The organism is Mariniflexile gromovii (assembly GCF_017814435.1).
In the GTDB taxonomy this organism is placed as follows: domain Bacteria; phylum Bacteroidota; class Bacteroidia; order Flavobacteriales; family Flavobacteriaceae; genus Mariniflexile; species Mariniflexile gromovii.
Genome location: NZ_JAGJCB010000026.1, coordinates 1 through 15,647 on the forward strand (window position 1 = coordinate 1; position 15,647 = coordinate 15,647).

General features: G+C 31.9%; 11 protein-coding genes. 4 read left to right on the forward strand and 7 right to left on the reverse strand.

Annotated features, from left to right (window positions below; all coding sequences use genetic code 11):
- Positions 1-547: 547 nt before the first annotated feature.
- Positions 548-1,393 carry a hypothetical protein gene (locus tag J8H85_RS17245; RefSeq protein ID WP_209656704.1) on the forward strand — a complete coding sequence of 282 codons (846 nt, stop codon included), beginning with the start codon at positions 548-550 and terminating at the stop codon, positions 1,391-1,393.
- A gap of 284 nt (positions 1,394-1,677) precedes the next feature.
- Here the strand turns inward: J8H85_RS17245 and J8H85_RS17250 are convergent, their stop codons facing one another.
- The 4 genes from J8H85_RS17250 to gdhA all read right to left on the reverse strand — a co-directional run bounded on the left by J8H85_RS17250 (position 1,678) and on the right by gdhA (position 8,613).
- The gene (locus tag J8H85_RS17250) at positions 1,678-4,089 is read right to left on the reverse strand and encodes a TonB-dependent receptor plug domain-containing protein (protein WP_209656705.1); all 2,412 of its coding nucleotides are present in this window, start codon (positions 4,087-4,089) and stop codon (positions 1,678-1,680) included.
- A 3-nt stretch (positions 4,090-4,092) separates the two neighbouring features.
- Entirely contained in the window at positions 4,093-4,812 is a 720-nt protein-coding gene (gene recO, locus J8H85_RS17255; RefSeq protein ID WP_209656706.1) for a DNA repair protein RecO, read from the reverse strand.
- On the reverse strand, positions 4,812-7,145 hold the full coding sequence (gene porZ / locus J8H85_RS17260) for a type IX secretion system anionic LPS delivery protein PorZ (protein ID WP_209656707.1): 2,334 nt from the start codon (positions 7,143-7,145) through the stop codon (positions 4,812-4,814). Before porZ ends, recO begins: the two co-directional genes overlap by 1 nt.
- A 124-nt stretch (positions 7,146-7,269) precedes the next feature.
- Positions 7,270-8,613, reverse strand: a complete 1,344-nt coding sequence (gene gdhA, locus J8H85_RS17265) for an NADP-specific glutamate dehydrogenase (RefSeq protein WP_209656708.1) — start codon at positions 8,611-8,613, stop codon at positions 7,270-7,272.
- A 288-nt stretch (positions 8,614-8,901) separates the two neighbouring features.
- Between gdhA and J8H85_RS17270 the strand changes: the two genes are divergently transcribed.
- Together J8H85_RS17270 and J8H85_RS17275 are read left to right on the forward strand one after the other, a co-directional pair.
- Positions 8,902-9,705, forward strand: coding sequence for a THC0290_0291 family protein (locus J8H85_RS17270; protein WP_209656709.1), 804 nt, complete (start codon positions 8,902-8,904; stop codon positions 9,703-9,705).
- A gap of 82 nt (positions 9,706-9,787) precedes the next feature.
- The gene (locus J8H85_RS17275; protein ID WP_209656710.1) at positions 9,788-10,507 is read left to right on the forward strand and encodes a DUF3298 and DUF4163 domain-containing protein; all 720 of its coding nucleotides are present in this window, start codon (positions 9,788-9,790) and stop codon (positions 10,505-10,507) included.
- Here J8H85_RS17275 and J8H85_RS17280 read toward each other — a convergent pair.
- A complete protein-coding gene (locus J8H85_RS17280) occupies positions 10,487-10,951 on the reverse strand; it encodes a DinB family protein (protein WP_209656712.1) in 465 nt (154 codons plus the stop codon). The two genes, J8H85_RS17275 and J8H85_RS17280, sit on opposite strands and share 21 nt — an antisense overlap.
- 143 nt (positions 10,952-11,094) lie before the next feature.
- Here J8H85_RS17280 and J8H85_RS17285 point away from each other — a divergent pair, with 143 nt between their 5' ends.
- Complete coding sequence (locus J8H85_RS17285; RefSeq protein ID WP_209656714.1) at positions 11,095-11,445, forward strand: arsenate reductase family protein; 351 nt, start codon at positions 11,095-11,097, stop codon at positions 11,443-11,445.
- Positions 11,446-11,770: 325 nt separating this feature from the next.
- Here the strand turns inward: J8H85_RS17285 and J8H85_RS17290 are convergent, their stop codons facing one another.
- Complete coding sequence (locus tag J8H85_RS17290; protein WP_209656716.1) at positions 11,771-13,783, reverse strand: DUF262 domain-containing protein; 2,013 nt, start codon at positions 13,781-13,783, stop codon at positions 11,771-11,773.
- A gap of 1 nt (position 13,784) precedes the next feature.
- Positions 13,785-15,467, reverse strand: a complete 1,683-nt coding sequence (locus J8H85_RS17295; protein ID WP_209656718.1) for a DUF262 domain-containing protein — start codon at positions 15,465-15,467, stop codon at positions 13,785-13,787.
- Positions 15,468-15,647 lie beyond the last annotated feature (180 nt).

Below are 15,647 nucleotides of genomic sequence, written 5' to 3' on the forward strand. Positions count from 1 at the left end.
AGTGAGGGCAAAAATAAAATGTCTGTGTTAAACGCCGTGAGAAATAAAATCATTCACCGTATTTTTGCTGTAATAAAAAACCAAACTATTTATAAAAATAATTTGGTTTTATCATAGAAATCAGTGTGACGTGGAACTTCAATTTGTCAAAATAAAAAATAATTGCACCCAACGGCTTAAAATATTTTGAACTCCATTTGGTGAGATTACTTCGTCGCACACTCCTCGTAATGACGGAAACATTAAACCTAAACGTTATTGCGAATAACGAAACAATCTGTTCATCACCTACCTACAACTTCTTTAAGGAAAAGATCTACTTTCACCTAGCCCCCATAAAAAAACAGACCAACGACATATATATTGTATTCTTTTGATTACAATAAAGTATTTTCGTCGATTTTTTTTGTGCTTTAAACTTTATTTATTTACTATTGTTTCAGAATTCAGTACGCCAAGTATTGTATTTATCATATTATGATTTTGCCCCGAAATCCCTCCAAATTCATAATGTCTCTCACACAAAATTTATTAAAAAACAGACGTTATGAAAAAACCTACATTTCGTAAAAGATCGATGCTCCTATTTTTCGTATTGGCGAGCGCATTAAGTTTTTCAAAAAGTATTTCTAGCAATACTTTAATAGATACCAACCTAAGTACATCCAATTCTTATTCATCCACCACGAGCGATAATAAATTATGGCTTAATTTAACATCCAACAGCGGTGTATTCAATCAAATATTAATTGGTTATGTAGAAGGTGCAACCGATGGTTTGGACGCAGTAAATTACGATGCACCAAAAACAATTGGTAGTAATTATTCGGCTGCGTTATATTCTTGCATTCCTAATTCAAACAAAAAATTTATTATTCAAGGAAAATATCCTACCAGCATACACAAGAACGAAATTATTAAATTAGGTTTTGGAAAAATTACAGATCCTGCTACGTTATACACCTTATCCATATCAAAAATACAAGGCGATTTTTTAAGTAACAATCCTATTTATATAAAAGATAATTTACTTAATAAAATGCACGATTTAACCCAAAGTAATTATACATTTACCTCTGAGGTGGGCGAGTTTAATCATCGTTTTGAAATAAGGTTTAGCATGCTTACTTTAACAACTGAAAATGAAACTTTGGAGTCAACATCTCTTAAAATTGTTGAGTTAGATAACGATAATGTACAGTTTACCACTTCAAACAATTTAAGTATTAAGGCGGTTCAAATATTTAATATCCTTGGAAAAGAACTTTATAGTTTTAAAGGCAAAACACATACCGAAACTTACAAACTTTCAAACCTACACCATAGTGTGTTTATTGCAAAAGTAACATTATCCAACGGTGCCGTAATAACTAAAAAGGGATTTAAGAGATAAGGTTATTGCCAGATAGAAACCCCGCTACGTCATTGCGAACGCAGTGAAGCCATCTGTTTATCCTGCTACGTCATTGCGAGGAACGAAGCAATCTGTTTATCCATTAGTTAGAAATACTTTGGAATTCTGGTCATGAGATTACTTCAGTCGTACCTCCTTCGTAATGACGGAAACATGATAGATAACGTCATTGCGAGGTACGAAGCAATCTGTTTATCGCTTAGTTTCAACACATAGAACTCCGGTCATGAGATTACTTCTGTTACACCTCCTTCGTAATGACGTTACAAACTATATTTTAAAGACAAAATAAAGTTCCTACCAGCAGCGGCAATACCAGATGAATAGGTTTTATAACGTTGGTCTGTAATATTCTCTAAACTGGCCGTTATGGTAGTCGATTTACTTACTTGATATTGGCCCCTAAAATTAAGAGTGTACCAAGACGGGCTGTATGGGTTGCCATTAACGTCTTTAGCATATATATAATCTTTTTCAATTTCAGAAGGAGCCAATTGAAGAAAAGAAAGTTCGTTATTGTAAACCGCGAAAGCATCCAATTTTAAATGGTTATGCGTAAAAACCAAATGGGTGTTCCCAAAGTTAGGTGCTGCATGTCTAACAGGCATTTCAATACCATCCTCTTCTTCGGTACCACCAACTACACTGTATTGCGAGGTTAGGTTTAATTGATTGGTTATAGGTAATTTAAAACCCATTTCAAAACCGTAAATCCACGCTTTGGAGGCGTTTTGTATGGCTTGCACGTTGCTTAACTCGCCATCGTACATAATTTGGCTTTCACCATTTAAAGTAAAATCGCGTCGCACCAAGGCATTATCCAAATAGGTATAATAACTTGATACATCTAAAATAAACTTTTCATTAAAATTAAGTTTTAAACCCAATTCGCCACCGTAGGCATACTCCGATTTTAAGTTGTTATTCGGCACTACCACCGACCCAGGCTCAGAGTCGAACACCTTCCCTATATCATCTATATTGGGCGCTCTAAATGCCGATGATGCGTTCAATTTCCACTGTAAAACGGGGTTGGGCGACCAACGGATTCCGGCAGTACCTGTTAGTGCCGAAGCCTCGGTTTTTGCCGTGTTAAATGGTAGGTTTAGGTACTGGTTGTTCTCAGTAAAATCGGCATTTGAAACGATGTAATTAAAACGTAAGCCCGATTGAAACACAAATTTTAAATTAGGCTTGTACTTGATACTGCTATAAGCTGCAGCCGATTGCCAACTGGAACCATTAGGGTACCGTGATACGGTTGGTATGATGGTGTTGGTACTTATATTTTCTTCTTCACCATGCGACATCACTTTATTATAAAGGTATTCAACCCCATAAAAAAGTTCGGTTTTAAGCGCTAAGTTTTTTTCAAAATCTAAATTAAAGGAATAAGCATCAACCGCTTCATCTCTTATATTTCTAATGGAGGATTGAAAATCTCTATCCATTCGGCTTTCTTGAAAATTTTGGTAGGCTATGGTGGCTTTTATTTTATCGTAAAAGTTAGAATGACTGCTCAATTTGGTGATTTGCAAATTAGACATGAACCAGTTTTGTGGGCCATAATTCCATTCTGCCGAACGCAAGGTGGTATTTCTGTATCTAATTAATCGGTCGTATCTAGCATAATCGGATGTGGTGGTGTAAAACAAACCCAAATCGAAACTTAAATTGTTTTCAGGTTTATAATGCACTTTTTGCATCAAACTTAATTGTTGGTAACCTGTTGTTTTTTGCACTAACGGATTGTTGTTTTCAACCATAACGTCTCCCGCATTGGTAATTGAGACATATTCGGGCCTTAAATAGTCGTTAGGACCGTGGGCACCCATGCGTAAATCGCCAAAATCATTATAACTGATATTGGTTAAAAATGCCCATTCTTTGTAACCCAAATTAAAATCGATATGACCTGTTTTTTCGTTACTGGCGGTGGCATATCTTACAATGGTATTTGCCTTAAAAAACAACGAATCGGTTAACGATGTTTGAGGTTGTTGCGTGTAAAAGCTCATAACGCCACCAATGGCATCGCTTCCATAAATAACGGAGCCCGAACCCAGTGTAACTTCGGTATTTTGAATTGAAAAAGGGTCGATGGAAATAACGTTTTGCAAATTGCCGCCTCTAAAAATGGCATTGTTCATTCTTACGCCATCCACAGTAATTAATAATCGGTTGGTTGAAAACCCCCTAATCATAGGGCTTCCACCACCCAACTGGCTTTTTTGCACATACACTTGCCCTGTGCCCTCTAATACATCGGCACTGGTTTGTGGGTTTGCAAACTGAATAGACTCGGCATTTATATTGATTATTTTTTGAGGGATATCGCGTTTATTCTGTTCAAACTTGGATGCGGAAATTACAATTTCATCCAAACCTTCGGTGTTCGACACTAAGTAAACACGGTTTAATTGCCCCAATTGCGCTTTAGTTATCTCTTTAAGAATGTGTGATAGGTGCTTAAAATAAATGATTTCCGTATTTGAAAAAGCACTTAAAGATGCCTCGCCCAAAAAGTTGGTAACTGTACTTTTAGATTTATCTACATTGTAAATAGCTACTCCAAAAACAGGTTCTTTTGTTAGGCTATTTAAAACCTTGATGTTTTGAGCCTTTAATTGTATGATGACCAAAAAAAAGAATGAAATAGCAAAAAAAGACTTCATGGGTTAATTAAAAACTTGATTAAAAACTTGCAATGATTTAGGTGGCTTAAAACTACCCAAATGTAATTCAAAATAAAGCAACATCATATTTAAAAAGGATTGGCGTTGTTTTGAATTAATTTTAACAGTAGATAAGGCATCAAATGTTGTGCCTAACAACTGTTTTAGAAGTGTTAAATTTTCGCCCGAAATAGTGTAATTGTCATGCTGGTTGGTTTGAAATTTGCCTTCTTTCAAACTAAAATAGTTATAATCCAAATGCATGGTTTCTGGATAAAACCCTAAGTATTTTGTTAAATTGAGAAGGAATAATAAATGAAAATTTGAATATTCAGATTGTTCATCTAACCATAACAGGGTTGTTTCAATGTAGCTAAATAAGGTTTCGTTTGGTTCTTCCTCCTGTAAAGTACTCGATAATATTTCAGATAAAAACATTACGATGGCACTTTTTAAAACATGTGTATGCAAACTACTGTAAACATGGTTCATTTTCGTATCGCTAACACTTTGTAAAGATCTGTTTTGTTTATAACCTATACTTAGTTGTATTTGAGATAGTGGTTGAAAATAAGCTGCTTTGGTATTCGATTTTTTGCTTTTTAAAACACCTCGCAATAAAAAACCAACAACGCCCAAGTGCTGGGTATAGCATTTTACAATTAAATCGTTGTCCTTGTATTTTAATTTTGAAAGTACAATCGCATTTGTAGTAATAAGCATTATCTAACTACCATTAATTTTAAAACTTTGGTTTCGTAAGTGTCTAAATCTGACAACATCACTAGATACACACCAGATGCCACCACGTTATTAGCTAAGTTTTTACCGTTCCAGTAGGCTGTTCCGCCATCAATCTCTAGGTTATACCCATTATAGCGTTGGTTGGTTCTAGATTGTGCTTCGGCTACCAAATTACCTTCAATATCGGTTATTTTTATGTTGACATTTTCTGAAATGTCTTTAATCTTTACTTTTTGATCTACAATATTAAAGGTTGGCCGTACAGGGTTTGGGTAAGCATAAGCCTTTTCTAAAGTATCAAAAGTGCTTGAACTACCCGATTGAAAAGACACCAAGCCTTTACTGGTTGCTATGTAAATAACACCGTTAGTACTGTCTATTGACACATCGTTGATGGTATTTGATGGTAAGGGTGAGTTATCTTTAGTAAAATGGTAGATGGTTTTTTGTCCATCTGAAGACAAATAAAAGATGCCCGAGTCGGCAGTTCCTATCCACTTGTTATTAGAACCATCTACCTCTATATCTGTAATAAGTTGCTGAAACAATAGCTCTTTGGCGATGCCATCTTCAAAAATAATAATTTCATCTACCTCAACATTATCATCGAAGAAAGTGGATGTGTTGTACAGAACCCGCAAACCGCTAAAAGTGCCTATCCAAAGTTGGTTTCTATTGTCCAATGCTAAAGCAGTAGCGAATTCAGTAGGCATGTTTTCTTCCTCTTTATAAACACTTTTTATTTTTGGACTTCCATTGTTCTCGTTAAAACCAATAAGTCCATTGCTATAGCTAGCAAGCCATATGGTTCCATCGGCACCAATAACCAAATCTCCAAATCCTAAATTAGATGATGGTGATGAAATTATACTCGAAAAATCGAACGATTTCCAAGTATTGTTTTCAAATTTATTTAGAGGCGCTTTTACCCTGCCATTGGTTACCCACAAAGCACCATTCGCATCAAATTCACATAAATCTGTTAAATAAAATTCCTCAAAAAACGGGATTAATGTACTATTGGTTTTGTTATGGATTTTTGAAACCTCTTTGTTTTCTAATTCAATAAGCCCCGAGTAATAGGAGCTAACAAATACTTGATTTTCTTTAAATGGATTTACGGCTACTTTAGACAAAAAATGAGGCTCACTTATTTTAGAACTAAAAGCATCATAAGGTATATTCAACCATTTATTATTTTGATAATTACTGATTCCTGAAATTTGACGACCACCACTCCAATTGTAAAATACGCCATGACCCCCATAGGCAACCCAAAGATTTTGGTTTTTAAATTCCAATGAATAAGGATTGTTTAGTAATGGTCCATCTGGGTGAATTTCTTCAAAACTATCAGGCGCGGTAATGGGCGTTTTTAAAACGCCAAAATCGGTAGTGCCAATATAAACAAAATTAGCATCGGTGGTAGCCGAGGTATATTGCGTTGAAAAATCTGGACTAATAGCCACTTGTGATACGATTGTAAAACTGTTATTGTAAACAAACACATTATTTGACGTGGTAACAACCAAATTGCCTAATACATTTTTAACCTCTAAGGGTGGCGTATTGTATTGGAATAAGGGGTTCAACACATCATTTACTACTTGAAATAGTTGGCTATTTGCATTTACTGCGTATAACTTATCTTCAACTGTTTCAATTGCGGTGAAATCTCCTGTTGTAACTGTTTGCCAATTTTGGTAATCAATTAAATTAGGACTTGCCACTAACGCTTTTTTTAATCCGTTTCCTCCAGAACAAGCTGCATAAATATAATCTCCAAAAACGGCGGTTTGATTTATTTGTATTTGACTACCTCCATTACCAATATAGTAAGTGTCTCCAAATTCCAAACGTTCCAAATTGAAAACCGAAATTCCGTAATTAGTTGCTATATAAACCAAATTCCTATAAGGATTAAAGTGATTGATTCTTTTTTGTACAGCAGGAATGGTTGGTTTTTCAAGAATATCTATAACCGTTAAAATTTCATCATCGTTATCAAAAGCAATTTCTATAAGGCCGTTTTCATACCCAATAACCAACAATTGATAAGCTTCACTGTAATAAATAGTTGAAATGGTTTCACCGGACAAGCCATTAATTGTATTTAATTCTTTTATCTCATTAGTAACTAAATCGATACTAAATACGGCGTTTTCTGCAGCAGCATAAACCCTACCATTGCCTTGAACAACCTCTTTAATGTTATTATATGAAAAATGACCTTTCCAAAGTGCAGAAAAATCTTGTGCATATTGAAATAATGGCATTAAACAAATTATAAGTACAATGAGTCTTTTAATCATTTTTAAATTTTCAATGTTCAAATATATTTATAACTAACGAGTTTTGCTTTAAAATAATATATAATAAAACAAAAAAGCTTCCTGTTTGCACTAGGAAGCTTTAGTTTTTATTTATGTTTGATTTCTACACAATGCCTTGTGCCAACATAGCATCGGCTACTTTAACAAAACCTGCAATATTAGCGCCTTTAACATAATCGATATAACCATCTTCTTGTTTACCATATTTGGTACAAGAATCGTGAATATTGGCCATAATATCTTTCAGTTTTAAATCCACCTCTTCTCTGGTCCAATTAAAGCGCAATGAGTTTTGGGTCATCTCTAATCCAGAAGTAGCAACACCTCCTGCATTTGATGCTTTTCCTGGCGCATAAAGAATTTTTGCTTTGTGGAATTCGCGAACCGCATTAATGGTAGATGGCATATTAGCACCTTCACTAACACAAATACAGCCGTTTTTTAAAAGTGTTTTTGCATCATTTTCATTAAGTTCATTTTGTGTGGCACATGGCAATGCAATATCACATGTTACCTCCCAAGGTGTTTTTCCTTTAACAAATTTGGCTTTTGGATATGTTTCTAAATACTCGCTAATCCTTGCTCTTTTAACATTTTTAAGTTCCATTATAAGTGCTAATTTTTCGGCATTTATACCTTCGGCGTCATGAATATATCCAGAAGAATCGGACATTGTTAAAACTTTTGCTCCTAATTGAATGCATTTTTCAACAGCATATTGAGCCACGTTACCTGAACCGGAAACCACAACTTGTTTGCCTTTAAAATCTTTTCCTTTAGTTTCAAGCATTTTTTGTGCAAAATACACTGTTCCATAACCAGTTGCTTCAGGTCTTATTAATGAACCTCCCCAAGACAATCCTTTACCAGTTAAAACCCCAGTAAATTCATTTTTTAGTTTTTTGTACATCCCGAAAAGGAAACCTATTTCTCTAGCGCCAACACCTATGTCGCCTGCAGGGACATCGGTGTTTGGCCCAATATGTCTACATAATTCGCTCATAAAAGCATGACAAAAACGCATAATTTCACCATCACTTTTTCCTTTTGGGTCAAAATCGCTCCCACCTTTTCCTCCACCCATTGGCAAAGTGGTTAAACTATTTTTAAACACCTGTTCAAAAGCTAAGAACTTTAAAATACTCATATTTACGGTAGGGTGGAATCTTAAACCACCTTTATAGGGGCCAATAGCCGAATTCATTTGAATTCTATAACCTCTATTCACTTGTATTTCGCCCGCATCGTCTACCCAACACACGCGAAATGTTATCACGCGTTCGGGCTCTACCATTCTTAGCAAAATATTTTTACCAAAATATATATCGTGTTCAACGATGTAAGGAATTACAGTTTCTGCAACCTCCTCTACTGCTTGTAAAAACTCTGGTTCATTACCATTTCGTTCTTTTACAAGATTTAAAAAAGCTTCAACATTACTATTCATTGGTTTTATTTATTAATTTAATATTTGTACCCTAGTTAAAAATATTTCTTTAAATTTGTACGGTTATTCGTTATACACGACAAACAACATGATTTAAAAATGCATTATATTTATTGAAAAAACAATTTATTGGTGCAAATATACGTTATCTTTAAAAATAACGCTATTTTATTTTCAAATTCGCAATTAATATTTTCTCGCTTTAAGCACCAAATTATAATTATTTGTTTCTTTATCGAGTTTTTATATATTTGTTATTATTAATGCCTCAAAAACAGAATCTTATTTATGCTTAACTTCAAATGTTTAGCTTTTTATTTATGTTTGATAGCATGCTATCAAACAGCATTTTCCCAAATAGGTTTTTCTAATGAAATTGGTGTTGTTGCTGGTCCAGTACAGTTTAAGTCAGACTATGGTGTTAGAGAAAATGCAACTACAAATTTTGGAAATACTGGATTTGGAATAGGAATTGTTCACTATATAAATTTCTCGTACAAAGGCAATTATAATTTTAGACGTCCTAACACCTATTTTGAAGAGCACGTTAAAATTAGAAATGAAATTTCTTGGAATAAAACTAAGTTAGAGCATTTTGGGCAATGGGTGGGCCCTAGTAAAACTTCTGAAGACGCCAAAAGACTTCGAGCACATAAAGGGTATGCAAAAAATTTAGATTTAGGAACTGAATTTGAATTTTACCCTCTTGAAATCCATGATTTTGAAACCTTTGGTCACGCTCTTTCTCCATTTATTAGTTTTGGGGCGCATTACACCATTTACAGTCCTGAAGTTAGTACTACTTATGCAAACCCAGATCCGACTGCGGTTGGCAATGTTACAAACCCAAGTAATTTTTATTCGTTGTGGGCACCAGGCTCTGTAGATGCTTCTGGAGGAGGCACCTTTTCTTTAGTGAGCAGTGTAGGCGTTCGATACAAATTAGACAAGTTATCCGATTTAATGTTAAATATTAGAGGGCAATATTATTTAAGCGATTTTGTTGACGGACTTAACCATCAATTACCTTCAAATAAATACAACGATTGGCTTATATGGATTAACGTTGGATATATTTATTACTTAAATTAAAAAAACACACCTATAAACTTCTCTTTTTATTCGGTGTATTCAAATGCAATAATTACCTTTAAACAAGGTTAAAAGTTTACGCATGCATTATAAAAAATTTCTCTTATCCATCAGTTTCCTGTGCTTTCTATTTTCTTGTAATAAAGAATTGAAAACAACTTTTTTAGACACCAATATTACAACTGCAAATAATAAATTGGTTGAAATAAATGTTCCCAAAGCCGCCGGAAACGAACAAATTGCTTCACAAATAAATAGCGAAATAAACAAAACCATTATTGCTGTTCTACAAATTGGCGACCAAGATGCCATAGTATTTCAAACTGTTGAAGAAAGCATTACAGCTTTCAATAATGAATATAATGCTTTTAATAAGGATTTTCCTGATGTTTCACAACCTTGGGAAGCTCAAGTTGATGGCGAACTTATGCATCAATCGCCCGAAGTTATTAGTATTGCCATAACTTCTTATGTAAACACTGGTGGCGCACATGGCATTACCCATATTTCATTTTTAAATTTTGATGCAACTACAGGAAAACGCATTGAAAACAGTCATTTAATTAAAAATAAAGATGCTTTTAAAAGCGTAGCACAATCTTATTTCAAAGATGCTATTACCGAAGAAGACATCCTTTTTGAACCTGATACTTTTCAATTACCAGCCAACATCGGTTTTAATGAAGAAGGCATTATTTTATTATATAACACCTATGAAATTGCTCCTTATTCAACAGGAATTATAGAATTTACAATTCCTATTGAAAAAGTGAGTGATTATTTAACTTTTAATGGCTCGTAATAAAGCCATAACGTAACCCAAATGTATGCCTTCATGAAACATAATAAACTGAAAGGCTTCATCTATATTAGTCAACGTATTTCCTGTTGTAGAAACGGTATATTCTTGGTAGTTTTTAAATAAACCACTGTTGTAATCTTCTTTTGTTTTTTCAACGGTTGAAAAAAGCAATGCCTTTATTTCGTTTACTTCCTCTTGTGTTACATCACCTTCTGGCTTGGTATCTTTTCTATATTTTCCAACCAACTCGTCATTTACCATCAATGCTAAACCTGATAGTTTATATGCTAATAGCTGCTGAGTAACCACTATATGCCCAATATTCCAAATAATGTTGTTGTTAAACCCATTTGGAATTCTATTTAAGTCTTCTAATGACGTTTTTTCAATAATTCTGTTAAAGGCTTTTCTGGTATTTGGTAAAACTTCTAATGTAAAATGCATGGTAATTTTTTTATAAAAATATCTTTATTAATTTGGCCGTAAATATATGACAAATATAAAATGCCCCATGCCAAATATAAAATTAAGCAACATATTTAATGGCGAATTGTATCTTGACCAATAAAAAACAAATAAATAAGAAGATGAAAAAGGTATACTACTTAAAAACATGCAGTACATGTGTTAGAATTTTAAAAGAATTAAACCTACCCTCTGAATTTGTGTTACAGGATATAAAAACCGAAGCAATAACCGTTAAGCAATTAAAGGAAATGAAGGCGCTTGCAGGAAGTTATGAGGCGCTTTTTAGCAAACGTTCTAAACTTTACAAGGAAATGGACTTAAAAAACCAAAAGCTTGAAGAACGCGATTATAAACACTATATATTGGAACATTACACCTTTTTAAGCAGACCAGTAATTATTGCAGACGAAAACATATTCATAGGAAACTCTAAATCTGTTGTTGAAGCTGCAAAAGCAGCCATAAATTAAAAACAAATGGACTCAAAAACAAAGGCATACTGAATAGTATGCCTTTGTTTTATAAAAATACCAACCTAGTTCCTATTTTGAATAAAATGAAATGAATACCAATACTAGTGTAAACCGCCTGTAGATACCGTATAAAACCAAAAAAGACCTTACATTTCTGTAAAGTCTTTTTCTTGTTTTTGCTCCCCCTCTTGGGCTCGAACCAAGGCGTATAATTTGCTTTAAATCAATTAAATATTAAATTAAAAAATTAATATATGTCTTAATTATGTCTTATTTTAACTTTCATTGAATTTCTTAGGCAGTAACTTTAAATTTTAGCAAACTACTCTATTTTTATATTACCCTCAATTTCTCTAGGTCTACTACTTTTTAGTAGATAACAACAAGATTCATCCTCAGGTATTGCAATTAAATTTGTACTCGCTAGATTGTCTAATATACTAGAATCCTTAATTAATTTCTTTTTCCAATTAGGGAAAGAGCTATTAGGTGTAAAATTTTCAATAATTTTGTCAGGTGTTGTATGGATCAATTCAAGCACTAGTTTTTTAAAATATTTCCGGTAAAATTCATGATTTATGAAATATTCAAGTTCTCGGAATTTATCAAATAATCTTCTCTTAGTTGCATTCCCAACATGCCAGTAAGACCACCAGTATGTATAAAAGTCAAATTTACCTTCAACTTCAATTGTCATTATTGCTCTTCTAATCTTATTATTAAGATCACTTTCTTTTGAAAAATATCTATTTATTACTTCTGTAATATTAACAAATAAGTCTTCATCAAAATTTATGAGAGAATAGTTGTAATTTATACAATAAAATATAAAAGAGATTTTCCCTCTCAACAGATCATTGTCTTCTGCTTGAAAGATTATATTTTTATAATTATGGTTATATTGAATTAATCTTGCTTTTTCAACTTCCTCATAAATCTGTTCCCTTGAAAATTGTGATTTAAATCCAGTTGAATTTGCCAAATAGTAATAAATATCATTTGAACCTTCAGATAATTCATTTATCAAATTTATTACTCCATCAAATGCAGCTGGACTTCTTATTATATCAGGTCTTGAACCATCTTTTTCTATATCTCCTCTAGAAATAATATTCCTTATCACACGCATCCAATCATAATACTTTTCCTCATTAAAATTATTCTTAATGAAATATTGAGCCTGAGCAAAAAATAAAACTTTCTGAGTATAAGTAGAACTTTGTCTTTGAAGTGCTGAGTATGTATTATCTTCTAATACATTCATTGAAAGAATTGAACCCTTTGAAGTATGTCTCCACATTGGGAACGGAAAACTCATAAATTCATAATTATGCAAAATAACATATTCATTATAAATATTGAAATACTTTACTAACTGATCAAAACCTTGTTTACTAAAATTTATTGGACGCACTAGACTTGGTTCCTCTTGTAGTGTGTTAATTAACTCTAATCTTAGTTCAGTTGATTGACTTCTTTCTACAGACTGCATAATCATAGCAATTGTAGCTATAAACCTTATTAACGCATTATCAACAGAGTTATTTGTTCTAAAATGATCCCAAAAAAAATCAGTCCAATCATTATCAATTTTTACACCAAAGGTATTCTCTAAATTTGTTTTAACTTCCCACCCTTCATCTTGAATTCTTTTTTGAAATCCAGCTTTAAAATTTTCAAATGATGTTAAGAGCTTACCTCTTGCATTCATTTTAATATAAAGATCATCTGTTAAGCCCATATTCTCCAATTCAACAAAATAAAATTCAATTAAATTAGAAGTAAGTTTTAGCCATAAATCTTCAACTTGAAAAAAAACCTTATGGATAGAATCGATTGTTCTTAACATTCCATCTATGGTAGGGTCATTTTTCCAAGATAAGAAAAACCAATTAGAGTCAATGATTTTTCTACTAATTGAATCTTCTTGTGAACTTATAAAAATAGACTTATTTACTAAATCATAGCAAAATTCTCTTGAAGATATTCTTGTTTCATATGAGAATCTTTTTAGTTTTATCCTTACATCATCTTGTAATAATTTATTTTCTTTAGTAGCTGCGTACCAATGAAGTAGAAAAAGGGTAGTAAGTCTTTGTTGTCCATCTAAAGGCTGAAAATGGTTATTAACTACACTACCATAAATAAAATCTAATTTAATAGGTTCACTATTTTTTACACTATTAAATAATGCATTTAAAAAATTTTCCCTTATTTCCTTTTTATCTTTTCTACCCTGTGCATAATCCCTTTGAATGATAGGAATTTCTATTTGATATTTATTTAACAATTTGTGAAAATTGAATATTTCTCCTGTATATTTATTTTCTTCCATTTTAATTTAAATAATCTTTTAAAACTGTATAAATATCCTTCTCGTAATTCTCCCTGTCATCTTCCGTCCAAAAGGAAATTTTTGGAGGATATTCACTAAAATACTTTAAAAAGACATTTTTTGTACAAACTGGGATAAACACTCCAGCTTTGTCACGATTAATGATAGTTTTTCTTTTGAGAGGGAAAACAGCATTTTTATATCCTCTATTTGTTTCAGAATCTAATAAAGTTAAATTTGAAATATCATTAATAAGATCATCTTTTAATTCTGCATTAAAATGGCTAACCATGTCTTCAAAAAGATTTTTAAATTCTTCTTCATTTTTCACATTACAGTTATCAGCTCTCTTTTTTAACAAATTACCTTCCTTATGTGAAGTATCAATAAATACTTTTGCATCGTTTAGCCAATCCTCTCTGTTTTTGTCAGGCATTGCATCTTTTATAGAGGTAATATGTTCAATATCCCATTTTTCATTTTTAAATATATCAAAAGGAAAATAAGAATTATCTTTATCACTATTTAGCATAGTAAGAATATTGTACAACAATAAAATCTTTCTTACATCTTCTTTATCAGAATATTGTAGATCATCTAATATAATATTTCTTATACTTTGTTTAATTAAAGCATCTAAATATTCATCAAATTGAGATTTTGTTAATTCAGAAGACTTATCATATAAAGATTTTATTGAAATTGAATTTATAGAAACTAAAAAACCTATCTTGTGATACCACGATCTTTCATTATACCATTCTTTGAATCGTTGAAAATAAGATTTAACTATTTTCCAATTATTTTGAATAATTTCAGGAGAACTATTTTTAAATTTTTTACTAAAATATCTGAATGTAGAGTAATTATCTGACTTATCATCATTGTCATTCATTAAATCAAAAATAAATTCAATCCTGTTTACTTGAACTTTATTAGCAGTTAAAAAATACCAAAAGCTATCTTCTTGTAATTCTTGCTCTATTGCATCCCACTCTGAAGCAATTTCTAATTGTTGGAGTCTTAATCTATCATTACTATACTGATGAAAGTTTGAACTGTTTAAAAAAAGAGCTTTAATTAATTCACTATTGGTTAATGGGATTTTTCCAATATTTATTCTTGTAAAAATTGAAATTGGATCTTCATTTTTTGATTCATACCAAATAATTCTGGAATGAAATTTAAATTTAGAACTAAAATCAGATTTGTCAAAATTGATAGGCCGTTTTTCAAACCAATCAACAATGGTTTTATAAGCTTGACTGATATGAAAAAAGTCAACATTACAGTCATCAGTTTTAGTGTCATTAAGATTTTCTAAAAATTTAGAAGTTCCTAGTCGAGTTTGATAATTAAGATGAAACAACTTTAGCCTTCTTTCTTTCACAAAATCCTGATTAAGATAATGTAAAATTAAATAAATTGTTGTTAAACGCTGTTGTCCATCAATAACTTCAAATTCATTATTCCAATTTCCCTTTTTTCTAATAACAATTGGCTGCAAACAATACCATGTTCTTTGTTCAAAATTATCTATTATTCTGGGGATAAAATCATTAATATCATTTAAAATATCCTTAACTTCTTTTGTAGTCCATTTATATCCCCGTTGATATGAAGGTATAAAAAATGAGAATTGAGTTAGTTCATTAACAGTTTTTAGTTCTAAAATATTCTCCATAACATAATAAATATTTTTATTCAACTAAAATAAAGAATATCTTACAAACTTGACAATTAAAATTAAATAAATATATTAAAGGAAATTCTATACAAAAATAACACCTGAAATAAATGTTCCCCTCTTTAATTCCCTCTATTATATCTTTCAAATTAATAAAAGCCTAACGTTTTATACAAT